Annotated in this window: 21 protein-coding genes and 2 pseudogenes; 13 read left to right on the top strand and 10 right to left on the bottom strand. The window is 53.2% G+C overall.

What is annotated here, in order from left to right; all coding sequences use genetic code 11:
- Window positions 1–149: 149 nt before the first annotated feature.
- Together ybaL and U869_RS0118120 are read right to left on the bottom strand one after the other, a co-directional pair.
- Window positions 150–1,841 (bottom strand): YbaL family putative K(+) efflux transporter, encoded by a 1,692-nt coding sequence (gene ybaL, locus U869_RS0118125; RefSeq protein ID WP_025123535.1) that lies wholly within the window; start codon window positions 1,839–1,841, stop codon window positions 150–152.
- A 225-nt stretch (window positions 1,842–2,066) separates the two neighbouring features.
- Entirely contained in the window at window positions 2,067–3,287 is a 1,221-nt protein-coding gene (locus U869_RS0118120; protein WP_025123536.1) for an MFS transporter, read from the bottom strand.
- A gap of 258 nt (window positions 3,288–3,545) precedes the next feature.
- Between U869_RS0118120 and ushA the strand changes: the two genes are divergently transcribed.
- Together ushA and U869_RS32570 are read left to right on the top strand one after the other, a co-directional pair.
- Window positions 3,546–5,198, top strand: coding sequence for a bifunctional UDP-sugar hydrolase/5'-nucleotidase UshA (gene ushA / locus U869_RS0118115; protein ID WP_025123537.1), 1,653 nt, complete (start codon window positions 3,546–3,548; stop codon window positions 5,196–5,198).
- A 113-nt stretch (window positions 5,199–5,311) separates the two neighbouring features.
- A pseudogene (locus U869_RS32570) lies at window positions 5,312–5,422 on the top strand (site-specific DNA-methyltransferase); the annotation flags it as partial.
- 418 nt (window positions 5,423–5,840) lie between these two features.
- Here U869_RS32570 and U869_RS0118110 read toward each other — a convergent pair.
- From U869_RS0118110 to copA, 4 genes are all read right to left on the bottom strand, one after another.
- Complete coding sequence (locus U869_RS0118110) at window positions 5,841–6,398, bottom strand: fasciclin domain-containing protein (RefSeq protein ID WP_025123538.1); 558 nt, start codon at window positions 6,396–6,398, stop codon at window positions 5,841–5,843.
- Window positions 6,399–7,018: 620 nt separating this feature from the next.
- On the bottom strand, window positions 7,019–7,498 hold the full coding sequence (gene ybaK, locus U869_RS0118105) for a Cys-tRNA(Pro)/Cys-tRNA(Cys) deacylase YbaK (RefSeq protein ID WP_025123539.1): 480 nt from the start codon (window positions 7,496–7,498) through the stop codon (window positions 7,019–7,021).
- Between the two features lie 222 nt (window positions 7,499–7,720).
- The gene (locus U869_RS0118100; protein WP_025123540.1) at window positions 7,721–8,524 is read right to left on the bottom strand and encodes a TraB/GumN family protein; all 804 of its coding nucleotides are present in this window, start codon (window positions 8,522–8,524) and stop codon (window positions 7,721–7,723) included.
- Window positions 8,525–8,673: 149 nt separating this feature from the next.
- Window positions 8,674–11,388 (bottom strand): copper-exporting P-type ATPase CopA, encoded by a 2,715-nt coding sequence (gene copA / locus U869_RS0118095; RefSeq protein ID WP_025123541.1) that lies wholly within the window; start codon window positions 11,386–11,388, stop codon window positions 8,674–8,676.
- A 99-nt stretch (window positions 11,389–11,487) separates the two neighbouring features.
- Here copA and cueR point away from each other — a divergent pair, with 99 nt between their 5' ends.
- Window positions 11,488–11,889: a Cu(I)-responsive transcriptional regulator gene (gene cueR, locus U869_RS0118090; protein ID WP_025123542.1), complete on the top strand. Its 402-nt coding sequence runs from the start codon at window positions 11,488–11,490 to the stop codon at window positions 11,887–11,889.
- Here the strand turns inward: cueR and U869_RS0118085 are convergent.
- The 3 genes from U869_RS0118085 to U869_RS0118075 form a co-directional block, all read right to left on the bottom strand.
- Complete coding sequence (locus tag U869_RS0118085) at window positions 11,886–12,344, bottom strand: NfeD family protein (protein ID WP_025123543.1); 459 nt, start codon at window positions 12,342–12,344, stop codon at window positions 11,886–11,888. The two genes, cueR and U869_RS0118085, sit on opposite strands and share 4 nt — an antisense overlap.
- A 2-nt stretch (window positions 12,345–12,346) precedes the next feature.
- The gene (locus U869_RS0118080; protein ID WP_025123544.1) at window positions 12,347–13,252 is read right to left on the bottom strand and encodes an SPFH domain-containing protein; all 906 of its coding nucleotides are present in this window, start codon (window positions 13,250–13,252) and stop codon (window positions 12,347–12,349) included.
- Between the two features lie 153 nt (window positions 13,253–13,405).
- A complete protein-coding gene (locus tag U869_RS0118075; protein WP_025123545.1) occupies window positions 13,406–13,621 on the bottom strand; it encodes a hypothetical protein in 216 nt (71 codons plus the stop codon).
- A 416-nt stretch (window positions 13,622–14,037) separates the two neighbouring features.
- Here U869_RS0118075 and U869_RS0118070 point away from each other — a divergent pair, with 416 nt between their 5' ends.
- Window positions 14,038–14,379 (top strand): hypothetical protein, encoded by a 342-nt coding sequence (locus tag U869_RS0118070; RefSeq protein WP_025123546.1) that lies wholly within the window; start codon window positions 14,038–14,040, stop codon window positions 14,377–14,379.
- Between the two features lie 10 nt (window positions 14,380–14,389).
- Here the strand turns inward: U869_RS0118070 and allS are convergent, their stop codons facing one another.
- Window positions 14,390–15,313 carry an HTH-type transcriptional activator AllS gene (gene allS / locus U869_RS0118065; RefSeq protein WP_025123547.1) on the bottom strand — a complete coding sequence of 308 codons (924 nt, stop codon included), beginning with the start codon at window positions 15,311–15,313 and terminating at the stop codon, window positions 14,390–14,392.
- Window positions 15,314–15,665: 352 nt separating this feature from the next.
- Between allS and U869_RS0118060 the strand changes: the two genes are divergently transcribed.
- The 9 genes and pseudogenes from U869_RS0118060 to U869_RS0118020 form a co-directional block, all read left to right on the top strand.
- Window positions 15,666–16,157 (top strand): ureidoglycolate lyase, encoded by a 492-nt coding sequence (locus U869_RS0118060; protein ID WP_025123548.1) that lies wholly within the window; start codon window positions 15,666–15,668, stop codon window positions 16,155–16,157.
- Window positions 16,158–16,226: 69 nt separating this feature from the next.
- Complete coding sequence (gene allR, locus U869_RS0118055) at window positions 16,227–17,051, top strand: HTH-type transcriptional repressor AllR (protein WP_025123549.1); 825 nt, start codon at window positions 16,227–16,229, stop codon at window positions 17,049–17,051.
- 125 nt (window positions 17,052–17,176) lie between these two features.
- Window positions 17,177–18,958 (top strand): glyoxylate carboligase, encoded by a 1,782-nt coding sequence (gene gcl, locus U869_RS0118050; protein ID WP_025123550.1) that lies wholly within the window; start codon window positions 17,177–17,179, stop codon window positions 18,956–18,958.
- A gap of 11 nt (window positions 18,959–18,969) precedes the next feature.
- On the top strand, window positions 18,970–19,749 hold the full coding sequence (gene hyi / locus U869_RS0118045; protein ID WP_025123551.1) for a hydroxypyruvate isomerase: 780 nt from the start codon (window positions 18,970–18,972) through the stop codon (window positions 19,747–19,749).
- Window positions 19,750–19,759: 10 nt separating this feature from the next.
- Entirely contained in the window at window positions 19,760–20,641 is an 882-nt protein-coding gene (glxR, locus tag U869_RS0118040) for a 2-hydroxy-3-oxopropionate reductase (RefSeq protein ID WP_025123552.1), read from the top strand.
- Between the two features lie 320 nt (window positions 20,642–20,961).
- Entirely contained in the window at window positions 20,962–22,416 is a 1,455-nt protein-coding gene (locus U869_RS0118035) for a putative allantoin permease (protein ID WP_025123553.1), read from the top strand.
- A 72-nt stretch (window positions 22,417–22,488) separates the two neighbouring features.
- On the top strand, window positions 22,489–23,850 hold the full coding sequence (gene allB, locus U869_RS0118030; RefSeq protein ID WP_025123554.1) for an allantoinase AllB: 1,362 nt from the start codon (window positions 22,489–22,491) through the stop codon (window positions 23,848–23,850).
- Between the two features lie 58 nt (window positions 23,851–23,908).
- Entirely contained in the window at window positions 23,909–25,216 is a 1,308-nt protein-coding gene (locus U869_RS0118025) for a uracil/xanthine transporter (RefSeq protein ID WP_025123555.1), read from the top strand.
- 208 nt (window positions 25,217–25,424) lie between these two features.
- Window positions 25,425–25,806, top strand: a pseudogene (locus U869_RS0118020) (MFS transporter); the annotation flags it as partial.

Genomic DNA, 25,806 nt, shown 5'->3' with positions numbered 1-25,806 from the left:
CCAGATGAGTAAAGTACAAGGACAGTATTCATCCGGCCCTCTAAACATACAAGGGGCGCTGCTGCGCCCGTGTTAAGGTCAGATGCAGGAGTTAAACTGTGGCACGTACGGTCCCCTCTCCCTGTGGGAGAGGGTTAGGGTGAGGGGCGTCAGATTGGGCAGGCGGCCATCTTCTCTTCTTCCGACAGCGTATCCAACTTGAGAATATTCAACATGCTGTTGGCGATTTCGCGTTCACCCATCACCACCTGATCGGCACCCCGGTCGGAAATATACGAAACCTCGTCGTCGTAATGAGCACGGGCGATAATCTCCAGAGTCGGGCGCTTGGTACGGGCCGAGGCGACAATCTCACCGGCCTCATAACCGTTGGGGATGGTCAGCAGCAACCAGCGTGCGCAGTCTAGCCGTGCCAGTTCCATAATCTCTGGATTAGCCGCATTGCCTAACACCGCCTTGATCCCCTGAGCACGCAGCGCTTCAACCCGAGGACGGGAGTTTTCTATCACCACCATCGAGATCCCTGCTTCCGTCAGCTTGGTCCCTAACAGGCTGCCAACCCGGCCATAGCCGACCACTAATGCGTGGTTGCAGATATCGACTGGGATCTGTTTCTCTTCCTCCACCGCTTCTTCCAGGATCTGATCCTCGATGGTTTCCGTCTTGGCCAGATAGCGCTCCAATAGGGTAAACAGCAGCGGGTTGAGCATGATTGACAGGATCGCCCCGGCCAGCACCAGATTGCGGCCATGCTGATCCATCATGCCCAGCGTGACGCCCAAACCGGCCAGAATAAAGGCGAACTCACCGATCTGCGCCAGACTGGCGGAAATGGTCAGCGCGGTACGCTTGGAGTGGCCGAACATTTTGACCAGCGCGAAGGCCGCTACCGACTTGCCAAACAGAATGATTGCCAAGGTAGCCAGAACCGCCAGCGGTTCGTGCAGCAAGATCATCGGATCGAACAGCATGCCGACCGAGACAAAGAACAGCACCGCAAAGGCGTCGCGCAACGGCAACGTATCGTGTGCCGCCCGGTGACTCAGCTCTGACTCGTTCAACACCATGCCGGCAAAGAAGGCACCCAGGGCAAATGAGACGTCAAACAGGCCGACAGCGCCGTAGGCAATGCCTAGTGCCAGTGCCAGCACGGCCAGCGTAAACAGCTCGCGTGAGCCGGTACTGGCGGTTTTTGCCAGGATCCATGGCACCACCCGGCGACCAACGACGATCATCAGCGCAATAAAGGCGATAACCTTGCCAATGGTGATGGCCAATTCGGTGATCAATTGTGTGGTGCTGGCGCTATTGCTGCCGATCATATTGGCAAACGCCGGCAGCAGTACCAGGGCCAGAACCATGGCCAAATCTTCGACAATCAGCCAGCCGATGGCGATCTGCCCACGCTGGCTATCGATCAGTTGCCGTTCTTCCAGTGCGCGCAGCAGTACCACGGTACTGGCGGTGGACAGACACAGGCCGAACACCAGGCCGGAAACCAAATCCCAGCCCATCAGTTTGGACAATCCCATCCCGAGCACCGTCGCGACGGCGATTTGGGCAATGGCCCCTGGGATAGCGATATTTTTTACTGCGAGAAGATCTTTAAGCGAGAAATGGAGACCAACACCGAACATCAGCAGGATCACCCCAATCTCCGCGAGTTCCGGCGCCAATGAGGTATCGGCGACAAAACCGGGGGTAAACGGGCCAGCAAGTACGCCTGCTGCCAGATACCCTACCAACGGGGAGATGCGCAGGCGGTTTGCCAGCATTCCGAAGAGGAAGGCGAGTACTAACCCTCCAACAATAGTGGTGATCAAGGGTGTTGAATTATGCATCCATACTCCTCTGGTTGTGCTCACGGGTGTTACGAAAGGATACATTTAGTTTATTGCATTTGTGCGTGCATTGCTTAGCTAATTTAGCCTTTTGTGTAAAAAACCAGACTAATCGTCTATTTTGGCAGGAGGAAGGTGAATTATGGCTTAATTAGCCAGATTAAATGGGGGGAAGGAGTAGATAACCCGGCTTAATCACTTCGCTAAGCCGGGGTGCTGTCAGGGTTATTGTTGGTTATGATCCATATTTGGTAGCAATGCCGTGATAATGCCGATAAGCGGCAGGAATGCGCAGATTTGGTAAACCAGCTCGATACTGGTCAAATCGGCGACATAACCAAGAACCGCCGCGCCTAACCCGCCCATACCGAAAGCAAAACCGAAGAATAGCCCAGAAACCATCCCCACTTTGCCGGGGATCAGCTCTTGTGCATACACCAGGATCGCCGAGAAAGCCGAGGCGAGAATAACCCCGATGATCACCGTCAAAATCCCGGTCCAGTAGAGGGATGCATAGGGTAAAGCCAGGGTAAACGGCGCGGCACCCAGGATAGAGCCCCAAATAACATATTTACGCCCGAACTTGTCACCCAGAGGCCCGCCAATGATGGTTCCCGCCGCTACGGCAAACAGGAAGGCGAACAGGTGGATCTGGGCATTCTGTATCGAAACGCCGAACTTATGCATTAGATAAAAGGTGTAATAGCTGCTAATGCTCGCCAAGTAGAAGTATTTGGAGAATATCAGGACCAGCAGGATGCTTAGGGAGAACACCACCGTACGTTTTGGCAGCGGTTTGACCAGGGAAGCGGCTTTTGGCTTGCCTTGGGCCGCCCGATGTTGTTGCTGATACCATTTACTGACCTGGAGCAGAACCACAATGGCCAGCAGCGCCGCCAGAGAGAACCAGGCGACATTGCCCTTGCCGTAAGGGGCGATAATCAGCGCGGCCAATAGCGGACCTAGGGAACTGCCGAAGTTGCCACCCACCTGGAACAGCGACTGGGCCAGGCCATGCCGTCCACCGGATGCCATGCGTGCGACGCGGGATGACTCAGGATGGAACACGGAAGAACCGGTACCTACCAAAGCAGCCGCCAGTAACACCAGAGGGAAGGTGTTGGCCACCGAAAGCAGCAGCAAACCTGACAGGGTAAAGCCCATGCCGATAGGCAGCGAATAAGGCTGCGGGTGCTTATCGGTATAATAACCAATCAGCGGCTGGAGCAGCGAGGCGGTGAGCTGATAGGTCAGGGTGATCATCCCGATCTGCACAAAGCTGAGGTTGAAGTCGGCTTGCAGGATCGGGTAAATCGCCAGGATCAGCGATTGGATCATATCGTTGAGCAGGTGAGAAACGCTGATAGCACCGAGAATAGAGAACGCCGTGCCCTTAACCGCGCTGCTTTTTACCGGTGGAATAGCCGTTTCACTACGGTCAGTCATAGTATAATTAGCCTGGTAAGTGAGAGGATAGAGCGACATCTTATAACGTTCATCTTTCGTCCGACAACGGGGTTGCCGATTCTCGTCGATCATTACGTGCTATCGAGCGCGCGCATTGATCGACAGGCCATTCCCCCCATCAGTGCCTTTCCGACATAATTTGACGTATGTCGCAAAAATTTGAAATTAGTTGCAGCTGATTCGCGTTACAATTTCGTCCTCATCAAAAATACCCATTATTAACAATGGAGATCTGCCATGCGCTTTTCGCTTCACACCACCGCATGTGCGTTGGCTGTTTCCCTGACGTTGTTCGCGGGAACCGCCAGTGCCTGGGAAAAGGATAAAACCTACGACATCACCATCCTGCACACCAACGATCATCACGGCCATTTCTGGCAGAACGATCACGGTGAGTACGGCCTGGGGGCGCAAAAAACGCTGGTGGACAGCATCCGCAAGGAAGTGGCGGCGCAAGGCGGCAGCGTGCTGTTGCTGTCCGGTGGGGACATCAACACCGGCGTGCCAGAATCGGACTTGCAGGATGCTGAACCCGATTTCCGTGGCATGACGCTGATTGGTTACGACGCGATGGCAATTGGCAACCACGAATTTGACAACCCGCTCAGCGTCTTGCGCCAGCAGGAAAAATGGGCTTCTTTCCCGTTGCTGTCCGCCAATATCTATCAAAAAAGCACCCAGCAACGCCTGTTCAAGCCTTATGCCCTGTTTGAAAAGCAAGGGGTCAAGATTGCGGTGATCGGCCTGACCACCGATGACACGGCCAAAATCGGCAACCCGGAATACTTTACCGATATCGAGTTCCGTGTCCCGGCGCAAGAAGCCAAGCAGGTCGTGGAGCAGTTGCGCAAAGACGAGAAGCCGGACGTGATTATCGCCGCCACCCATATGGGCCACTACGACGATGGTAATCACGGCTCCAACGCTCCGGGGGACGTGGAGATGGCGCGTAGCCTGCCTGCGGGCTACCTGGATATGATTGTCGGCGGGCATTCGCAAAATCCGGTGTGTATGGCGAGTGAAAACCACAAACAGGTAGATTACGTGCCAGGCACGCCTTGTGCGCCGGACCGTCAGAATGGAACCTGGATTGTGCAGGCTCACGAATGGGGTAAATACGTAGGCCGTGCCGACTTCCAGTTCCGCAATGGTGAGTTGAAACTGGTGCATTACCAACTGATCCCGGTCAACCTGAAGAAAAAGGTAGAGAAGGCCGACGGCACCAGCGAGCGGGTGTATTACACCCAGCAGATCCAGGAAGATCCAGCAATGATGAAACTGCTGACGCCGTTCCAGGATAAAGGGCAGGCGCAACTGGAAGTGAAGGTAGGCAGCGTCAATGGCAAACTGGAAGGGGATCGCAGTAAAGTCCGCTTCGTACAGACCAACCTGTCGCGCGTGTTGTTGGCCGCACAGATGGAACGTGCCAACGCTGATTTTGCCGTGATGAGCGGTGGCGGCGTGCGTGACTCGATCGAGGCCGGTGATATCACCTATAAAAACGTGCTCAAGGTGCAGCCGTTTGGCAACACGCTGGTGTATGTCGATATGAAGGGCAGCGAAGTTGAGCCATATCTGGCAGCGGTAGCCAATATGAAGGTGGATTCCGGTGCCTATGCGCAGTTCGCCAACGTCAGCCTGGTGGCGGACGGTAAGGGCGTCAGCGATGTCAAAATCAAGGGTGAGCCGTTACAGGCAGACAAAACCTATCGTCTGGCGACGCTGAACTTCAATGCGTTGGGTGGCGATGGCTATCCGAAGATCGACACTCTGCCAAGCTATGTTAATACCGGCTTTATCGATGCGGAAGTGCTGAAGCAGTATATTGAGAAACACTCACCACTGGATGCAGCGGCCTATGAGCCGAAGGGTGAGATTGTTTATAAATAACTAAATTTAAGGCGATTTTCAATTATCTCATCGAGAGAAAATCGCCTGTTTTGACCCTGTCATCATTGTATTTATCGGTCATTGGCTGGTTTTTATGACCAAGCCAAGACATCGTATCGACATCCCTTCCGGTGCAGTATTTCCTAGGCAAGCACCCCAGCGAAAAACCAATAGTCATGATGGGGCATTTTATTAGTTCTAGTAGCCGCCCCGGTGATGTGGTAACCGTGCAGCAGTTAACACAAATCGATCCTGATGTAGGCGTATCGTCTATTGAGGGTTTTATAAAGTGTTAGAAAGGGAATGCAATTGATGACTTGAACGGGCTTGGTGCAACCACCGGCAATGATAATCTTTATCTGAAAATCGTTGAGCCCGCAATAAAATGTAGTTTTTATGTTATGGGATTGAAAATGAATTGTTTAGATCTTGGCGATAAAAGGAATTGTTGCGGGTGGTGCAGCACGAGCTTGATATATGTGCTTCAAGGATTTAAGGTTTTAAGATTAACAACTTAATAGCAAAATAAAATAACAGAACAGGAAGACCGGGAAGGGCCGACACCAAGTGAAACCGAGTCTACAGAGGAACCTCAGGGGCCATTATTGAGCCGGGATAAATCCCGGCTGCATAAATGCTGTTTCAAGGCATCATAACGGTGTCTATAACATTAATAACACCATTTTTTTGCATAACATCATAAGTGGTTATGTTGGCGATGTTACCTTTTGTATCTTTGACTTGGATATTATGTGGTCCATTCGACATTACCCACAACGCTTCACCATTCACCGTTTTAAGCTCCGCTTTTCCGCCACCCTCCTTGATTAACATATTGAGCTTTTTCATGTCATAAGTACCGGGCACAACATGATAGGTCAAGATGCTGGTTAGCTGCTTTTTGTTTTCTGGTTTAATCAGGTTATCAACAGTTCCTGCGGGTAACTTTGCGAATGCCTCGTTGGTAGGCGCAAAAACAGTGAATGGCCCTTTACCTTCTAAAGTATCGACTAATCCGGCAGCTTTCACGGCCGCTACCAGCGTGGTGTGATCTTTAGAATTCATTGCATTTTCAACAATGTTTTTAGATGGCATCATAGCTGCGCCGCCGACCATCACTGAGCCATGAGACATTTCTGCGAAAGCCGAACCTGTCAATAACATTGCTGCGCATGCAGAGATACAAAGTAATTTTTTCATTGATAAATCCTTATGAGTAGTGTCAAAAACAACCCGATTCAACGGTCAATCTAAGCTTAGAACACATTAGAGTTTCTTTATTATTATTTTTGCTAAGTGTGATGCTAGACATTTTTATGCATAGTCATTAGTTTGGTTCTATAGCAATGTTAATTACATGGATTTGTTTAAGATGTGGCTTTATTTCAATTGGTTGTGTGGCTTTTTTACGGGGGATTAGACTGATTAAATGTCTAAAACTGGGTAGGTTAGCGCCCAGAGTCAATGTTAGACAACATATAATGTTATCGAAATTTTCTTTCCTTATTAATCAATGTTATGCAATTGATTGGAGGAAAGATTATCCTTATATTTACATATTTAATGTTTTCACTTTATCTATATGCTGCCATATAGAACACATCGTGTTGGCGATTTTAAACTGGCATAGGTGGGGGAGATCTTTGCCTTGGCGATAGCGTACAGCGGCAATTATGACAGCGGAAGGGGTAGGCAGCGGCTGCTCATAAGCCAACAGCCAATCGCAGTCACAGCAAGCGTAAAGCCAACACCTGCGGATTGCTCAGTAAACGATGGCAGTTTCGGATCCAGTGTTGACTGAGTGCGGGAAAAAGAGGTCCCTAGTCTCGCTTGGCGATCTCGGCAAAGCTAGCGGATAGCAGACGGCACAAATCGCTTGCCGCCAGTTCGATATCCAGCCCGCGCTTGCCGCCGGAAACGAAAATGGTGGCGAACTGCTGCGCTGGGGCGTCGATCACCGTCGGTAGGCGTTTCTTTTGCCCGAGCGGGCTGATCCCACCGACCAGATAACCCGTTACCCGCTGTGCGATTGTCGGATCGGCCATTTCGGCCTTCTTGGCTCCGAGCGCTTTCGCTACCTTCTTCAAGTCCAACTGGGTCGCCACCGGCGTCACCGCCACGGCCAGATTTTTGGCATCGCCGTTGAGTGACACCAACAGCGTTTTGTAGACCTGTTCGGCGTTCAGCCCCAGCTTTTTTACCACCTCGTCGCCAAAGTTGGTTTCTTCGCTATCGTGGTGATAAGCGTGGAGGGTGAAGGCCACCTTTTGTTTTTCAAGCAGAACCACTGCGGGTGTCATAGTGTATTTTCCAAAACAGAGGGAAGTTGCAACCGGTGGCAACAAAATTACAAAAATGGAAGCAAATGAGCAACCTGTGCCTAGGATGATGAAAGGCAGTTGCCAATAGGTTCGTCAGGTTGCTACCCTGTCTATTGTAATCGTTAACACGGTTACTATGCGTATAACTAAAATATGAAAAATTCCTCTTTGACTGGCCAATAGCGATATTGGCCACTTTTTTTATCGCGTCTGCAGCATGGTGGGTAAATTGTCCTCGCCATACAGATGCAAAGCCCCGACGGCCACCACATAGTTACCCGGCGGTAACGCTTCCAGTTTTTGCTGCCAGTGGCGATTGCGGCGCTGCATCAGAACGTCATACAGCTCGGCGCTGAAGGTGGAGGGGAGTGTTTCCAGCGTGGCGTTTGGCTTGGCATCCAGCCACCAGCTCACCATGGTTTGCAGCAAACGGGCATTGGTATGCCAGTGCTCCAGCGTATCGTGCAGCAGCGCTATGCCGCCTTCTGGCAGTTGCTCCAACATGGCCAGTTGTTCCTCGGCCCCTTCCAGTTCGATCACCGGCGTCTGTTGCACTTTAGCGGCTTGCAGCAGTTGGTAATCAATCCCGTATTCGGCGCGTAATCCCAGCCGCTGAGCCTGTCGTGCCTGCATCATCAGCGCAACCTGCCAGCCTGGAAGGGTCGAGAAGCCTGCTACGTCCGCTCCCAGCTCCTGACATAGCACCCGCAACCGTTGAAATTGTTCCTCGCCAAGACGGTGTTCGAGTTCGAGCTGAGGCTCAGCGTGGCCAAAGGGGGAAGAGGAGCCGGTAATATCGGCCTCGACGATCAATGCGTCGGCCTGGCGCAGGCGTGCTGCCAATCGGGCAGGCAGAGGCGACATATCGACGGTGCCCATATGAATGCTGCCGACCAGATGCAGCTGGCGATTGCCGCTAAGCCTGATGTCCAAAGCCGGGTAGGTGTAGCTCTGTGGGGAAATAATACCGAGAAAGGCGGCAATGCGGCGTAACAGTTGACCCATACAGCGTGGCTCCTGATCTTTCTCACCAACTGGCAGGATAGCCGCTGGCTTTTCCCCATGCTAAACGCTAAGTGGCTGACAATAAAGCCTGAGGGCAGAGGAATTATCTCAAAAGGCCGGAGCGCGCTGGGTTGCGCTCCGGTTGAGGGTTACTGCTTGGGTTTAAAACGCAGTAATCGGTTGGCGTTGCTGACCACGGTAATCGAGGAGAGCGCCATTGCCGCACCGGCGACCACCGGGCTGAGCAGGGTGCCCGTCAGTGGGTACAGCACACCGGCGGCAATGGGGATGCCGAGCGCGTTGTAGATAAAGGCCCCGAGCAGGTTCTGCTTCATATTGCGCAGCGTTGCCTTCGACAAGGCCAACGCATCCGCTACACCGTTCAGGCTATGGCGCATCAGCGTGATGGCGGCGGTTTCAATGGCAATATCACTGCCGCCGCCCATGGCGATCCCGACATCGGCCTGGGCCAGCGCCGGGGCGTCGTTGATGCCGTCACCGACCATCGCTACCCGGTGGCCCTGCGCCTGCAACTGTTTGATCGCTGCGGCCTTACCGTCTGGCAAGACGCCAGCAATCACGCGGTCGATACCGGCTTCTTTGGCAATCGCGTTGGCGGTTACCGGGTTATCCCCCGTTAACATCACCAGTTGGTAGCCTTGTTGATGCAGACGCTGCAACGCACTGACGCTGTCGCCGCGTAACGGATCGCGGATGGCGAACAAGGCGGCCGGTTTGCCATTGGCTGCCAACAGCACTGGTGTGATACCGCGTTCGGCCTGCTGCTGTATCTGCTGCGTGAGTTCATCGGTTGCGATCTGATTTTCTTGCAACAGCTTGGCGTTGCCTAACAACAGCTGCACACCTTCAACTTCACCGCTGACGCCGGAGCCGCGCAAGGTTCTGAACTGCTCCACCGCAGGTAAGGGCTGCCCTTCGGCACGATCGACGATGGCGCGTGCCAGTGGATGGCTAGCTCCTTGTTCCAGTGCGGCGGCCCAGCGTAATGCCTGCTGCTCGTCCACCTGGTTAAAGGTGAGGATTTCCACCACTCGCGGTTGGCCCTCCGTCAGCGTACCGGTTTTATCAAACACCAGCGTATCGAGATTGCTGGCCTGTTGCAGAGCATCGGCATCACGTACCAGTACCCCAAACTCTGCGGCCCGGCCAACGCCAGAGATGATAGACATCGGCGTGGCCAGCCCCAGGGCGCAAGGGCAGGCGATGATCAACACCGTGGTAGCGATCACCAGCGTGTAGACCAACTGCGGTTGCGGGCCAAAAAAGTACCAGATGGCGGCGCTGAACAGAGCAATAGCGACCACGGTGGGGACAAATACCGCCGAGATGCGGTCTGCCAGCTTACCAATTTCCGGTTTACTGCTTTGCGCCTGACGTACCAGCTTGATAATGCGTGCCAGCGTGGTTTGGGTACCAATGGCCGCCGCGCGGAACAGCACGCTGCCGTCATCCACCACCGTACCGGCATGCACGGTATCACCGACGCTTTTTTGCTGTGGCAGCGCTTCGCCGGTAAGCATGGCTTCATCGATCCACACTTCGCCTTGCACGATCTCACCGTCAACCGGGATACGACCGCCCGTCGTCAGGCGCAATGTCATACCCAATTGCACCTCTGCCAGTGGGATACTTTGCTCACCAGATTCAGTCACTAGTCTGGCGGTGGGGGGAGTCAGATCCAGCAGCCTCTCCAGCGCCTGGGAAGAACGCTGGCGTGCGCGTTGCTCCATGGCATGGCCAAGGTTGATCAGGCCGATGATCATCGCACTGGCTTCGTAATAGAGATGCCGTGCTTCCATCGGGAAGAAGTCTGGCCACAGGTTGACGCTGATGGAGTACAGCCAGGCGGCACCGGTACCCAGGGCGACCAGCGTATCCATGGTGGCGCTGCCGTTCATCAGCGAGCGCCAGGCATTGCGGTAGAAGTGGCCACCGGCAAACACCATTACCGCCAGGGTGATGATGCCCACTATCAGCCATGGCCGTTGGGTTTCTGGCGTCAGCGACATGCTGCCACCAAACACGCCCCAGGCCATCAACGGTACGCCTAACGCCAAGCCCAATGCGGCCTGCCAGCGGAAGCGTTTCATGTTGGCCTGGGCGGTTTGCTGTTGGCGTTCGCGGCGCTTGGTTTCGTCCTGGATCATCTCAGCGCCATAACCGGCCTTTTCTACCGCCGCAACCAATGCCTGCGGCGTAGCTTTACCGGTGATCAGCGCGCTGCGCTCTGCCAGGTTTACCCGTGCCAGCTCAACGCCGGGGACGTTCTGTAACGCCGTCTGGACCTTATTGACGCAGCTGGCGCAGGTCATGCCATTCAGCAACAGCTGGATGCTGTCGTCGTCGTTCTCGGTGACCGGAAGGGAAGAGGGGGCCGCTGCCTGGGTTTCCGGCAAGCTTGGAGCAGATTCAGTCAGCGGCTCAGTTTTTGGGTGGTTATTGGCTCCTGCCTGGCTGGCGTGATAGCCCGCATCTTCCACCGCAGCGATAAGTTGCTCTGGAGTCGCATCGCCATAGATTTTGGCCCCCTCGATAGTGACGTCTGCGGCAATCACGCCCGGTACCGCTTCCAGCGCTTTGCGGGTGCTGCCCACGCAATGCATGCAGGATAAGCCAGAGAGTTGTAGCTCGGTGTCTGCCTGTTGGGCGATCTCGGCCTGGTAGCCGGCCGCAACGACGCTGTCGATCAGCTCGGCTGCCGGGGCTGCACCGGTGACTTTGGCGTAGTGGACGTTGACGTTGGCCTGTTCGACATCTGCACGGCTTTCCAAGGCTTTTTTCACCTTTTGCGCGCAGTTCATGCAGGATAATCCCTGCAACGCTAGCACGGTAGTTTGTGACATGATGGTGTTCCTCGCAAAATAATGGCGGTTGACCGCCTGGTTTTTTTCACTAAGAATGAGCTTAAACCTTCCAGCAAGGGTAAGGTCAAGGGGGAACCAATGAATATCAGCGACGTTGCCAAAAAAACCGGTCTGACCAGCAAAGCCATCCGTTTTTATGAAGAGAAAGGGGTAGTCACCGCCCCGATCCGCACGGACAACGGTTACCGTAGCTACAGCACCCGGCATATTGAAGAACTGACGCTGTTGCGTCAGGCTCGCCAGGTGGGGTTCAATCTTGATGAGTGCCGTGAACTGGTCGCGTTGTTTAACGATCCGGCGCGGCACAGTGCCGATGTCAAAGCCCGCACGCTGCAGAAAGTTGCCGATATCGAAAAGCACATCAGCGAACTGGGGGAAATGCGCCAACGGCTGTTGGCGCTGGCGGATCAATGCCCTGGCGATGAAGGTGCAGACTGCCCGATCATTAATAACCTGGCAGGCTGCTGCCACCAACGCTAGCGGATAATGGCGCGGATCACCAAGGTCGTGCCTTCGACCGCCACGACTTCAACTTCGGTGCCGATCGGCAGATCCTCATTGGCTTGCGCGCGCCAGCTGCTGTCGGCGATATTGATGCGGCCATGGCCGTTATGCATCGCCTCGGTCAGCGTGGCGCGGGTGCCGATCAACTGGCGGTTACGCTGGTTGAGCACGGGCGAACCGCTGGTGGCCGTTGGCCGCTTGCGCAGCCAGTACCACCACAGGTAGGCCACGGCAATGGTCATCACGGCAAACAGAGAACCTTGCCACTCCCAACTCAACTCCGGCAACAACCAGACAACCACTCCGACGATCACCGCAGAGACACCGCTCCACAGCAGATAGCCGCTGGCACCGAGCATTTCCGCGGCCAACAACAGCCCGCCTAGCGAGATCCAGAACCATTGTGGGTTTGCTGCGATCTGTTCCACCATAATTACTTGCCTTTGCTGTCTTTCAGCAATTCGGTAATACCGCCGATAGACCCCAGCAGGCTGCTGGCATCCAGCGGCATCATGATCACTTTGCTGTTATTGGCAGAACCGATCTTTTGCAGCGCATCGGTATATTTCTGCGCCACGAAGTAGTTAACCGCCTGGATGTTCCCGCTGGCGATAGCGTCAGAAACCAGCTGGGTGGCCCGCGCTTCCGCTTCGGCAGCACGCTCACGCGCTTCTGCCTGCAAGAACGCCGACTGGCGCTCCCCTTCGGCTTTCAGGATCTGCGATTGCTTATCCCCTTCGGCGCGGAGGATCGCGGCTTGACGCACCCCTTCCGCTTCCAGAATATCGGCACGTTTGGTACGTTCGGCCTTCATCTGGGCGTTCATCGCCACAATCAGCTCGGCCGGTGGGCGAACATCACGAATTTCGATACGGGTGATTTTGACGCCCCAAGGATTGGTGGCCTCATCGACGATATGCAGCAGGCGGCTGTTGATGCTATCGCGCTGCGACAGCATTTCGTCGAGCTCCATGGAACCAAGCACGGTACGGAAGTTGGTCATGGTCAGGTTAACGATCGCCTGCTCGAGGTTACTGACTTCATAAGCGGCACGGGCCGGATCGACCACCTGGATAAAGCAGACGGCATCGATCGCCACGTTGGCGTTATCGCGCGAGATAATCTCCTGGGAAGGGATATCCAGCACCTGCTCCATCATATTGATCTTGCGACCAATACGATCCATGAAAGGCACCACCAGGTTTAAACCCGGCATGAGCGTTTTGGTATAACGGCCGAAGCGTTCTACCGTCCATTGGTAGCCCTGCGGCACAATCTTGATGCTCGAGAAGACGACAATCAACGCGACAACGATCACGATAGGAATAATGGTAAACATGGCACAACCTCCTGTCAGACATATTGCTAGATATTACGCTAGCGCCAGGGGGATTGCCTAATGCATCGCAAGGATAAGCCCATTTTTTGCAGAAAACCGCCGGATTTCACCGTGAGCGGGGTGTTTCTGCATACTTTACTCGGCACGAAGAACCTATTGCTGCCAGGACGTCATGATGGACACTTCTTCTGGAGCCGCGTTGAACTTGCTGAGCGTCACCGTATGGCCGTCAGTCAGCAATACGCTGACCGCCATGCCGAGCACGCCGGACTGCAGGGCGGTTTGTTCGATATGCTGAAGTGCTTTGAGACAAACGAATTGCTGCATCTCGGGCAAATGTTTGAATCTGTCGGTTTGGCTCTTTTTCAAGATTGTTATCCTTTGGCGGTGTCGACTTACTGACCATGACTCAACAACGGCAGCAGAAAGGGGACCTGGCTCGATTATTTTTTGGGTTCGTCACGATGACATCGTGGTGCTCATGCATTAATTTTTGACTATTTTTGCGAACCTAATAGCTACGTAGTAAAGCCCTTGTTAGGCCTGGCTTTGCGTCTCTATGTTACAGAATTTTCTTAGATATTCCTCACGTTTTAGCCATTATTTTGACGGATGTCAATTTTATCAGCTACTGATAATGTTTCTTAAAATCAATTTACCTGTAGCTATTAGCTCCAGTAATGGGCGCTTAATGACTGGGGGAAGCGGGTTTTCCGTAGCTGTGGGGGACGGTATTAATGTGCTAAACTGCGGCTAGTCTGTGGAAGGAAATAGGGAACCGCAAGGTGGAAAATCAAGCAGAGTTTAAAAGCTATCTGGAACGATTAGGCATTGAACAGCCCGCACTGTGCATCCTGTTGGGGGTGCAGCGCAGTACCTTGAATAAATGGGTGAATGGTACCGTAACCTCGATCCCGGCCATCGCCACGACGGCAGTCAAAATGCTGTGGTTTATCAAAGAGTCCGATCCGGAGTTGTTTCAGCGCTGGATGATGATCCAGGACTTTGGCGTCCCGGCAGAATACGTCACCAATGAGAAGGCGTATGAATTCCTGCACGTGCTGAAGCGGGAGCCTTCGCCGCCGATCAAGAAACTTCGGGCCCAGGTAGCGGCCCAGAAGCAATAAAACAACCGCATTAAACGGGCAAATCAATATCTTGTAGAAAGCCGCTGATAAGTTCATCACGCCGTTGGAACAGCATGACAATTTCTTCCACGGCTTTACCGCAGTCGTTGCGCCAGGCGAGGGAGAGCGGTGAAGGTTGCCGCTGATTGACGACTTCGCGGGTGATCAACTGGCCGTTATCCAGATAGGGCTGGCACAGCTTTTTCGGCAAGAAACCTACGCCTAATCCCTGTAGATGGCATTCGAGTTTACTGCGCAGGTCTGGCACCTTGATCTCTTTTTGGCCGGGTAGCAGCCAGGCAACGCGTTTGGTCAGGTTACGTGAAGTATCTTCCACGTTGATCGCCGGGTAACTGCGTAGCCGATCCTCATGCAGCGCCGTGTCCTGGCAGGCCGCGAGCGGATGATCTGGCGTGACCACAAACACCCAGCTAATCCCCCCCAATTTCAATACGCTGACGTCATTAGCCAGTGATTCAGAGCCGGTGGTGCCAATCGCCAGTTGAAAATCCCCATGTAACAACGAATCCCATACTCCCATATAGACCTGACGTGAGATGTGAAACTGCGTGAAGGGATAGCGTTGTTGCAGGTAGGCCAACAGCCGGGCGACGCTCACGGGGTTATACAGCAGGTTGTTGATCACGATATTGACCTGATGCTCCACACCGTCGTTGATCTGGCGCAGCTCATCGGGCATGGAGTCGAGCCAGCCGTGCCATTGGCGGCAACGTTCCAGCAGGTATTCACCGGCTGGCGTCAGGTTCACGCTGCGGGTGGTGCGGATGAAAAGCTGGGTGCCAATGCTTTCTTCCAGCGTTTTAATGCGGTAACTGATGGTGGCGGTGGTCTTGTGCAGTAATTCGGCGGCGCGGGAAAAGCTCTGACATTCCGCGACTTTGATAAACGATCGAATTGTTTCGTGATCCAGCATAGCGCTTCCTTAACCGGTGCGGCCATCGTTCCCCTAACGTTGCAAAAGAATTTACTTACCTTAGTCGGCATGGGTTAGTCATAAAGCCGCTTCCCGTGATCACACTCACATTTTATTGCCTTTCCCCTGCCGAATTCCGGCGAAAGTGACAACTCTGTTAACAAACTGTATCGCGCTGGTGTGTTTTTTAATCTGTTGATTATTAATGCAATATTTTATCTGTGGCACAAAAAATGTGCGGTCGATCTTGTTGTGGAAAATTTTTCCAATATTAGCTTTTAAATTTTCAGCTACCTGATTAGAGTTAGCGCATTCAGTAATGTTCCTTTTTGAAACGATCCTGGAGAAACTGATGGACCTGATTGCCGTTGAGTTAACGCCTGAAGCCTTTGCCCCCTATGGCAACGTGTTGCAGATCGAGGGCGCGCCTTTCTTTCATATTAATGATGGAAAAACAGAGCGATACCATGACCTTGCTAAAGTAGAAGTGGCCGATGATCACCGGGTGCTGGTCAGCATCAACCGATCTGAACCCTGTGCGCTTCCGTTGGAGTTCTCAGTTCTGGAGAAACATCCTTTGTCTTCGCAAGCTTTTATGCCTATGCGGGGGGAACGCTTTGTGGTGATTGTCGCTGAAGCCGGCGAGGGGGACGAAATTCCGTTGCACACCTTGCGCGCCTTTATAACCAACGGCAAGCAGGGGGTGAATTATCACCGCAACGTTTGGCACCACCCGTTGTTTGCTTATGGCGCGATCACCGATTTTTTCACGGTCGATCGCGGCGGTGCCGATAACTGTATCGTCAAGAATTTGCCGGAGACTTACCGGGTGGTGCTTGGATAGCGCTGTCCCCAAGCGCACAGGCTGTTTATTATAGCGGGGAAACCTTGAGCTAAATAAAGGAAAGCCTGAATGAACGAAGTACGCAGAAAGGGAAGGCCAACGACAGAAGCAGGGGCGACGAAAGGCGCGCAGGCGTTGGATCGTGGGTTGGAGATCCTGCAATTTCTGGCCAATGCCGGGGGAAGTTCGTCCGTTTCCGTGCTATCCGAGAAGTTGGAATTACCGCTATCAACGACTTTCAGATTATTGAAAGTATTAGAAAAATCGGAGTTCGTTTTTCAGGATCCTCAGCTTGGTTGGTGGCATATCGGCATCCAGTCATTTACCGTCGGCGCGGCCTATATGAATGACCGGGACGTGGTTTCGGTGGCCGGGCCTTATATGCGGCGGTTGATGCTGCTGTCAGGCGAAACCGCCAATCTGGCCATCAGGAATAATTTTGACGCCGTGTTGATCCGCCAATGTGAGTGTCAGGCCATGGTGCGGATGTGTGCTCCACTTGGCAGCCGCTTACCGTTGCACGCTTCTGGGGCGGGTAAAGCGCTGCTGTATCCGCTGGCGGAAGAGGAGATGCTGGATTTGTTCGTCCGTTCGGGGCTGCATTCGTTTACCCCGAAGACCCTGACCAGCGTCAACCTGTTACGCAAGGATTTAGCGCAATCGCTGGAACAGGGCTACACCGTTGATGCTGAAGAGCATGCACTTGGCCTGAATTGCTTAGCCTCGGCGATCTTTGACCGCAGCAACAACGTGATTGCGGCCATCTCCATTTCGGGGCCCAGTTCGCGAGTCAGCAGCGATCGATTCAAGGAGTTGGGGGAGTTGGTGCGTGATGTGGCCAACGATATCAGCACCGCATTAGGTGAGTCGCGTAGTAAAAAAGACCACGTTTAAGGCAAGGCCTGTAGCCGCGATCGCGGTTGCAGGATAGAACATCTCCCCGTTTATCCCTTAAACGGGTTTTTTTGAACTCACTTTAAGTTTGGAAAATTTTTCCAAAAATTTAGGAGAATAGTTAGATGGCAATTATGCGAGCAGTAGATGCGGCAATGTACGTGTTGGAAAAGGAAGGCGTGACGACCGCATTCGGCGTGCCAGGCGCGGCGATCAACCCTTTCTATAACGCTATGCGTCAACACGGCGGCATCAAGCACTATCTGGCGCGCCATGTTGAAGGTGCTTCCCACATGGCGGAAGGCTACACCAGGGCCAAAGCAGGCAATATCGGTGTGTGCCTTGGTACTTCAGGGCCAGCGGGAACGGATATGATCACCGCACTGTATTCCGCCTCTGCCGATTCCATCCCGATTTTGTGCATCACAGGCCAGGCCCCTCGGGCGCGGTTGCATAAGGAAGATTTTCAGGCGGTAGATATTGAATCGATCGCCAAGCCGGTCACCAAAATGGCGGTGACGGTCATGGAGCCGGCGCTGGTACCTCGTGTGCTACAGCAGGCCTTCCATCTGATGCGTTCCGGGCGTCCAGGTCCGGTACTGGTTGATTTGCCTTATGACGTGCAGATGGCCGAGATTGAGTTTGATCCAGAGACCTATTCCTCGCTGGGTGCCTACAAGCCTGCAGCCACGCAGGCGCAAATCGACAAGGCCCTGGATATGCTGTGTGCGGCAAGCAAGCCGCTGATCATTGCAGGTGGTGGCATCTTTAACGCCGATGCGGCGGATCTGCTGCAAGAGCTGGCGGAAACCTGCAACGTGCCGGTGATCCCAACGCTGATGGGTTGGGGCTGCATCCCGGACGATCACCCGCTGATGGCAGGGATGGCTGGATTGCAAACTTCGCATCGTTACGGTAACGCCAACCTGCTGGATTCGGATTTGGTGTTTGGTATCGGCAACCGTTGGGCCAACCGCCATACCGGCTCGGTAGATAAATACACCGCCGGTCGCAAGGTGATCCACATCGATATCGAACCGACCCAGCTTGGCCGCGTGATCTGTCCGGATCTGGGCATTGTTTCCGATGCCAAAATCGCTCTGCAAATGTTGGTGGCAAGAGCGCGCGAACGTGCGGACCAAGGGACGTTGCCAGATCGCTCGCAGTGGGTGGAAACCTGCTTGCAGCGCAAACGGACCCTGTTGCGTAAAACGCACTTCGATAATGTGCCGGTCAAACCTCAGCGCGTATACGAAGAGATGAACCGGGCGTTTGGGCGAGATGCCTGCTATGTCACCACCATTGGACTTTCACAGATCGCGGCGGCGCAGATGCTGCACGTGTTTAAACCACGCCATTGGATAAACGCCGGACAGGCTGGCCCATTAGGCTGGACACTTCCTTCGGCTTTGGGGGTCTGTGCCGCCGATCCGCAGCGTAAAGTGATCGCGCTATCGGGCGACTACGACTTCCAGTTCATGATCGAAGAGCTGGCCGTGGGGGCACAATTCAAGCTGCCGTATATCCACGTGGTGGTCAACAACGCCTATCTGGGGCTGATCCGCCAGTCGCAGCGTGGTTTCGATATGGACTACTGCGTCCAACTGTCCTACGAAAACATCAACAACCCGGAAGTGGGTGAATACGGTGTCGATCACGTCAAGGTGGTCGAAGGGCTGGGATGCAAGGCGATCCGCGTGGTGAAACCGGAAGATATCGCTCCGGCCTTCCAGCAGGCGCAGGAGCTAATGCGTCAGCATCAGGTTCCGGTGGTGGTGGAGATTATCCTCGAGCGAGTCACCAACATCTCAATGGGCACCGAACTGGATAACGTCAATGAGTTCGAACCGGTTGCCGAGTCGCCAGAAGATGCACCGACTGCGGTCAGCTACTTCAACTATCAGTAGGGAGCAGGTTCATGCCAAAGTTTTCAGCCAACTTATCGATGCTGTTTAATGAAGTCGATTTTATGCAGCGCTTTCGCTGTGCCAAAGAGCAGGGATTCACGGCGATTGAATATATGTTTCCCTACGATTATTCCGTGCAGGCGTTGAAAGGCGCACTGGAAGATAATCAACTTACCCAGGTATTACAAAACCTGCCTGCTGGGGATTGGGCTGCGGGGGAACGTGGGATCGCTTGTTTACCTGGACGCGAGTCCGAGTTTCGTGATGGCGTAGGCATGGCGGTGGAATATGCCCGTGCGCTGGGGTGTGCGCAGATCAACTGCCTGATCGGTAACCCGGACAAGTCCATTGCTCAGCATAAGACCGATGAGATCGTGGTCGCCAACCTGAGCTATGCGGCAAGAGAGCTGGCCAATGCCAATATCCGTCTATTGGTCGAACCGATCAATAAATACGATATGCCAGCCTTCTATCTGCAAACCACTCGCCAGGCGTTAGAACTGATGGACTGGGTGGCCAGCCCTAACCTGTTTATTCAATACGATATCTACCATATGCAGCGCATGGAGGGCGAACTCGCCCAGACCATGGAAAATCTGCTGAGCAAAATTGCCCATATTCAGGTTGCCGATAACCCGGGGCGTCATGAGCCTGGTACCGGGGAAATCAACTACGACTACCTGTTCCGCGCGCTGGACAAGATGGGGTATCGCGGTTGGATCGGTTGCGAATACAAACCTGCCACCACGACGACTGCCGGTCTGTCATGGATCAAGCAATATCAACATTGAGGGACATATCATGAAAGTAGGCTTTATCGGTTTAGGGATCATGGGCACGCCAATGGCTGAAAAGCTGATCGCAGGTGGCCATCAGCTGTATGCCAACACCTTGAATCAGGTTCCACCAGAGCTGGTGGCAAAAGGGGCCATTGCTTGTGCCACCCCTAAACAGGTCGCCGAGCAGGCTGACGTGATTTTTATCATGGTGCCAGATACGCCGCAGGTGGAAGAGGTGTTGTTTGCCGCCAATGGCTGTGCCGAAGCGCAGCTCAAGAACAAGATCCTGGTGGATATGAGTTCCATTTCACCGCTGGAAACCAAAGAGTTTGCCAAGCGCATCAACCAGTTGGGGGCCGATTATCTGGATGCGCCGGTCTCCGGAGGTGAAGTGGGGGCCAAACAGGGCAGCCTGACCATTATGGTCGGCGGTGACGAAGCCATCTTTGGGCGAGTCAAACCGTTACTGGCGTTGATGGGGAAAAACATTACGCTGGTCGGCGGTAATGGCGATGGCCAGACCTGTAAAGTCGCCAACCAGATTATTGTGGCCCTGACCATCGAAGCGGTTTCCGAGGCGCTGATATTTGCTTCCAAAGCGGGGGCCGATCCGGCGCGGGTCCGTGAGGCGCTGATGGGCGGGTTTGCCTCATCGCGCATTCTGGAGGTCCACGGCGAGCGGATGATCAAACGGACGTTCGAACCCGGTTTCCGTATCTCCCTGCATCAAAAGGATCTGAATTTGGCGCTACAAGGGGCGAAGTCGCTGGCGCTCAGTTTACCTAATACCGCCACTTGCCAGGAGCTGTTCAATCTTTGTGCTGCCAATGGCGGAAAAGATCTCGACCATTCGGCGCTGGTACAGGCATTGGAAATTATGGCCAACCATAAAGTGGCTGGTTAAAGAGTCTGGTCCAATAAGTTGCAGGCACTGCCTGCCTGCCTGCAACTTTAATTCTGGTTATCGTATTGCGTTAATGGTTATTTTCCTGTCTGTCTTGGTTTTTTAATATAAACATCAGAACACCAATGTGTTGTGGTGATAATAAATAAAGTCTACCTACGCTATTTTCTTATTTAATGTATACCCTATGGATTTCAAGCTGCAGCTAGGCGACAAGCTATCTCATCCCCAGGAGCTTACTTTTGTAAGTGACTGGGGTGAGATAGTGCAGGTAACAACGCTGCAGCTTGAAAGACGACGGGTAATAAGAAGGACTTGTCATGGAATCTATCAGTAATCAGCAACGAGAGATTTACCAGCAGCGCGGTTATCATGAAGATTTATTACCTAAAGAAGCAGATAAGAAAACCTGGAAGGGAATTAACTATTTTACCTTGTGGATGGGTTCGGTACATAACGTTCCCAACTATGTGGCCGTCGGGGGCTTCTTTATTTTGGGGCTTTCCACCTTAAGCATTATGGCCGCCATTATTCTCAGCGCATTTATTATTGCCTTTGTGATGGTAATGAACGGCGCAGCGGGCTCGAAATACGGTATTCCGTTTGCCATGATCCTGCGTGCTTCCTATGGCGTGCGTGGCGCGCTGTTTCCAGGGATCCTCAGAGGTTGTGTGGCCGCCATTATGTGGTTTGGCTTGCAATGCTACGCCGGTTCGCTGGCCTTTCTGATCCTGATTGGCAAACTGTGGCCGCAGTTTCTGACCTTGGGCGGGGACTTTAACCTGCTGGGGATCGGCCTGCCTGGGCTGATCGCTTTCCTGATTTTCTGGGCAGTGAACGTGGCGATTGGTCTGGGTGGTGGCAGTATCCTCAATAAGTTTACCGCAATCCTCAACCCGTGCATTTACGTAGTGTTTGGCGGCATGGCTATTTGGGCCATCTCAATTGCCGGTCTGGATAACATCATCGCTTATGTTCCAGCCAATGCTGTGACAAGCAACAACGGCGGCTTCATGTTCCTGGTGGTGATCAATGCGGTGGTGGCGGTATGGGCAGCCCCGGCGGTCAGCGCTTCGGACTTTACCCAGAATGCCAGCAGTTTCCGCCAGCAGGCCTGGGGGCAAACATTGGGATTGGTGGTAGGTTATCTGCTGTTTGCGGTCGCCAGCGTCTGTATCCTGGCCGGGGCCAGTATTCATTACGGTGTTGATACCTGGAACGTGTTGGACATCGTGCAAAAGTGGGACAGTATTTTTGCTTCGGTGTTTGCGGTACTGGTGATCCTGATGACCACTATCTCAACCAATGCGACCGGTAACATCATCCCTGCGGGTTATCAGATTGCCGCCATAGCGCCGAAAAAACTCACCTATAAAAATGGCGTGGTGATTGCCAGCATTATCAGCCTGCTTATCTGCCCGTGGAAACTGATGGAGAATCAGGAAAGTATTTACCTGTTCTTGGATGTGATCGGCGGGATTTTAGGACCGGTGATTGGCGTGATGATGGCACACTATTTTATCGTCATGCGCAGCGAGATCGATCTCGATACGTTATATACCGAACCTGGCAATTATAAATACTACGATAACGGCTTTAATACGGTGGCATTTATTGTGACTCTGTTTGCTGTCTTGTTGTCTTTGGGTGGCAAGTTTATTGAAATCCTCGAGCCTTTATCGCGGGTTTCCTGGTTTGTTGGCGTTATCAGCGCATTCTGTTTATATGCGCTAATCAAGAGTAGAGCAGTAGTGAATCGGCAAGAATATACCTGAAGTGAATATGATAACAAAGTTAATTACCCTCAAGTAAAAATATGCTAATTTTATTTCACGAAGGAGAAGGATATGTCATACGATTTGATTATTAAAAATGGCAAGGTTGTTTTTGAACACGATGCCATCATTAGCGATATTGCGGTCAAGGACGGCAAAATAGCTGCCATTGGCAATGGTCTCACCGGGGCTAAAACGGAGATCGATGCCAGCGGAATGGTCGTGGCTCCGGGGATGATCGATGCCCATGCGCACATGTCCGAACCGGGGCGTACCCATTGGGAAGGGTATGAAACCGGTACACGTGCGGCGGCTAAAGGTGGCATCACCACCATGATCGAAATGCCGCTGAACCAACTTCCGGCCACTGTAGACCGGGCCTCGATAGAAATGAAGTTCTCGGCGGCAGAAGGCAAGCTCACCATCGACGCGGCCCAGTTTGGCGGCCTGGTTTCCTACAATCTGGATCGGCTGCATGAACTCGATGAGATCGGCGTGGTGGCCTATAAGTGTTTTGTGGCGACCTGCGGCGATCGCAGCGTAAGTAATGACTTCCGCGACGTGAATGATTTCGAATACTTCAAAGGCTTGCAGACCCTGGCCAAGCTGGATCAGTTGGTGGCGGTACATGCAGAAAACGCCCTGATTTGCGATGCGTTAGGGGAAGAGGCCAAGGCGGAAGGGCGCGTGACGGCACATGATTACGTGGCCTCTCGCCCGGTATTTACCGAGGTGGAAGCGATCCGCCGGGTGCTGTATCTGGCGAAGGTGGCCGGTTGTCGCCTGCATATTTGCCACGTCAGCAGCCCGGAAGGGGTAGCGGAGGTGACTCGCGCACGTCAGGAAGGGCAGCAGGTTACCTGTGAATCCTGCCCGCACTATTTCGTGCTGGATACCGACCAGTTTGCAGAAATCGGCACCTTGGCCAAGTGTTCGCCGCCGATCCGCGATGCGCAGAATCAGCAGGGGCTGTGGGATAAGCTGTTTAACGGCGAAATCGACTGCCTGGTGTCCGATCACTCACCGTGCCCACCCGATATGAAAGCGGGCAATATCATGCAGGCCTGGGGCGGGATTGCCGGGATCCAAAACTGCGTCGATATCATGTTCGATGAAGCGGTGCAGAAAAGAGGAATGGCGCTGCCGGTGTTTGCCAAATTAATGGCGACCAACGCCGCCGATATTTTTGGTCTCAAGCATAAAGGGCGCATTGCCGTTGGCAAAGATGCTGATCTGGTGTTCATTCAACCGAACAGCAGTTACGTGCTAGCTACCGGCGATCTGGAGTATCGCCATAAAGTCAGCCCGTATGTGGGGCGCAAAATCAACGCACGGGTGACTAAAACCATCCTGCGCGGTGAAGTGATTTACGATATCAAAGCGGGTTTTGGCGTGCGTCCGCTGGGCAAGTTTGTGCTTAAACATCAGCAATAACATTGGCAATCAGCGCTCGACGCAAGGCGAGCGCATGCATAAGGGATGAGGAAGCGCCATGAATGGGTTCAGTTTCAGTCGCAGCAGTGGGTTATCGGGCCTTCAGTGGTTCTTTTTCATTTTCTGCAATACGGTGGTAATCCCGCCGACCCTGCAATCCGCCTTTAACCTCTCCCCGGGCGTGACCTTCTGCATTACCCAGTACACCTTTATCTCAACCGCGTTGGCTTGCCTGGCACAGGTATTTTTTGGTCATCGGCGGGCGATTATGGAAGGGCCAACGGGGTTGTGGTGGGTGACTATCTTGACCCTGACCTTGGCTGAGTCGGCCAACGGTACGCCGCTAGCAGAAATTGGCGGCAGCCTTGCCGTGGGTATTCTGATCTCTGGCATTTTGACGATACTGATCGGCGTGAGCGGGTTGGGTTTTCGCCTGGCGCGGCTGTTCCGCCCGGCGGTGATGGCCACGTTTATGTTTTTGCTGGGGGCGCAGTTAATCACCATCTTTATGAAAGGGATGTTGGGGCTGCCTTTCGGCGTTTATACCGGCGTGGTGACCATTAATTACCCGGCCTTTTTCTGGGCTCTGACGGTGTTGCTGCTGATTATCGGCACCATTGCCTTTTTACCACGGGCGATCGGTAAATATGCGCTGCTGATTGGTACGCTGATTGGCTGGGGCGTTTACAGCTGGTGGTTTGCGCCAAGCGGCGAGCTAATCAATGGCAGCGACTGGGTGCTGTTTCCGTTAGGTTGGCCGCAGGAATTGCATTGGGGGATCGTGATTAGCGCCGTTCTGACCGGGTTGGTCAACGTATCGAATAACTTTGCCGCTATTCATGGCACCGATATTTTTTATGCGGATGGCCCCGCGGGCAGAAGCCTGTTTCGGCGCAGCTTTGTGGTCTCTGGCGGGTTGACCTGCCTGGCGGCTCCTCTGGGCATTGTGCCATTTTCGCCCTTTGTGTCTTCGATTGGTCTGTTGACCCAGACACAAGACAGCAGCCAGCGCTCGTTTATTATCGGTAGCGTGATATTTCTGCTGGTGGGGGTAATGACGCCGCTGGCGCAGTTCTTCTGCAGTATCCCGCTCACGGTCAGCAGCGCCGTGATGCTGGCTTCTTACCTACCGCTGCTGTTCTCTTCGGTGCTGTTTATCAACAAGATTGAACTCAATAGTCGGAACATTTATCGGCTGGCACTGCCGCTGTTCCTGGGCGTTTTCCTGATGAGTATGCCCTCATCTTTCTGGCAGGGCGTGCCGATAACTATCAGACCGCTGTTTAGCAATGGTCTGCTGATTGGCGTGCTGTTGGCGGTGTTGGTTGAGAATATCATTCCGTGGGACAACGTTAAACCACGTTAGCCCAATGAGGCCTTTAAGGGATGTTTTGGCATATTGATCCAATATGCCGGGATATTATCGCCAAAATAAATGTGGAGTATTTATAACATAACAATGAATAACTGTTGTTGGCGTTCACATCTGCCCCTTTTTATGACTAGGGGCAGTTATCAACATTACACGTAAATAAAAAACTGAAATGGCAGGATGCCGACCAAGGAGATCTAATATGGCGACCAATAATGCTGCGATTGATCAAACTATTCTGGCCAGTCCCGACAAGACTAAGCTTTACCGTAAAATAGCCTGGCGAATTATGCCGATTTTACTGATTAGTTATATTGTCGGTTATCTTGATCGGGTGGGGATATCATTTTCAAAATTCCAGATGATGCCCGATATTCTGCAGGGTAACGTGTCTATGGCCGAGGCGGTTTATGGTCTCGGTGCCGGTGTATTTTTCATTGGTTATATTATTGCGGGTGTGCCCAGTAATATCTTACTGAGCAAGTATGGTGCGCGAAAGGTTATCGCCTTATTGATGTTGGTATGGGGAACGATTTCCATGCTGAGCATTTTTATTACCAATCCGGTCATGTATTCAATGTGTA

This window comes from Serratia sp. H1w (assembly GCF_000633355.1).
Lineage (GTDB): Bacteria > Pseudomonadota > Gammaproteobacteria > Enterobacterales > Enterobacteriaceae > Chania.
Note: the sequence above shows the minus strand (reverse complement) of the source record. Positions and strands in the feature narration are given on the sequence as shown.

Bases quoted from the DNA above. Each gene is read 5' to 3' on its own strand.
- ybaL (WP_025123535.1), bottom strand. From the start codon at position 1,841: ATGCATAATTCAACACCCTTGATCACCACTATTGTTGGAGGGTTAGTA.
- U869_RS0118120 (WP_025123536.1), bottom strand. From the start codon at position 3,287: ATGACTGACCGTAGTGAAACGGCTATTCCACCGGTAAAAAGCAGCGCG.
- ushA (WP_025123537.1), top strand. From the start codon at position 3,546: ATGCGCTTTTCGCTTCACACCACCGCATGTGCGTTGGCTGTTTCCCTG.
- U869_RS0118110 (WP_025123538.1), bottom strand. From the start codon at position 6,398: ATGAAAAAATTACTTTGTATCTCTGCATGCGCAGCAATGTTATTGACA.
- ybaK (WP_025123539.1), bottom strand. From the start codon at position 7,498: ATGACACCCGCAGTGGTTCTGCTTGAAAAACAAAAGGTGGCCTTCACC.
- U869_RS0118100 (WP_025123540.1), bottom strand. From the start codon at position 8,524: ATGGGTCAACTGTTACGCCGCATTGCCGCCTTTCTCGGTATTATTTCC.
- copA (WP_025123541.1), bottom strand. From the start codon at position 11,388: ATGTCACAAACTACCGTGCTAGCGTTGCAGGGATTATCCTGCATGAAC.
- cueR (WP_025123542.1), top strand. From the start codon at position 11,488: ATGAATATCAGCGACGTTGCCAAAAAAACCGGTCTGACCAGCAAAGCC.
- U869_RS0118085 (WP_025123543.1), bottom strand. From the start codon at position 12,344: ATGGTGGAACAGATCGCAGCAAACCCACAATGGTTCTGGATCTCGCTA.
- U869_RS0118080 (WP_025123544.1), bottom strand. From the start codon at position 13,252: ATGTTTACCATTATTCCTATCGTGATCGTTGTCGCGTTGATTGTCGTC.
- allS (WP_025123547.1), bottom strand. From the start codon at position 15,313: ATGCTGGATCACGAAACAATTCGATCGTTTATCAAAGTCGCGGAATGT.
- U869_RS0118060 (WP_025123548.1), top strand. From the start codon at position 15,666: ATGGACCTGATTGCCGTTGAGTTAACGCCTGAAGCCTTTGCCCCCTAT.
- allR (WP_025123549.1), top strand. From the start codon at position 16,227: ATGAACGAAGTACGCAGAAAGGGAAGGCCAACGACAGAAGCAGGGGCG.
- gcl (WP_025123550.1), top strand. From the start codon at position 17,177: ATGGCAATTATGCGAGCAGTAGATGCGGCAATGTACGTGTTGGAAAAG.
- hyi (WP_025123551.1), top strand. From the start codon at position 18,970: ATGCCAAAGTTTTCAGCCAACTTATCGATGCTGTTTAATGAAGTCGAT.
- glxR (WP_025123552.1), top strand. From the start codon at position 19,760: ATGAAAGTAGGCTTTATCGGTTTAGGGATCATGGGCACGCCAATGGCT.
- U869_RS0118035 (WP_025123553.1), top strand. From the start codon at position 20,962: ATGGAATCTATCAGTAATCAGCAACGAGAGATTTACCAGCAGCGCGGT.
- allB (WP_025123554.1), top strand. From the start codon at position 22,489: ATGTCATACGATTTGATTATTAAAAATGGCAAGGTTGTTTTTGAACAC.
- U869_RS0118025 (WP_025123555.1), top strand. From the start codon at position 23,909: ATGAATGGGTTCAGTTTCAGTCGCAGCAGTGGGTTATCGGGCCTTCAG.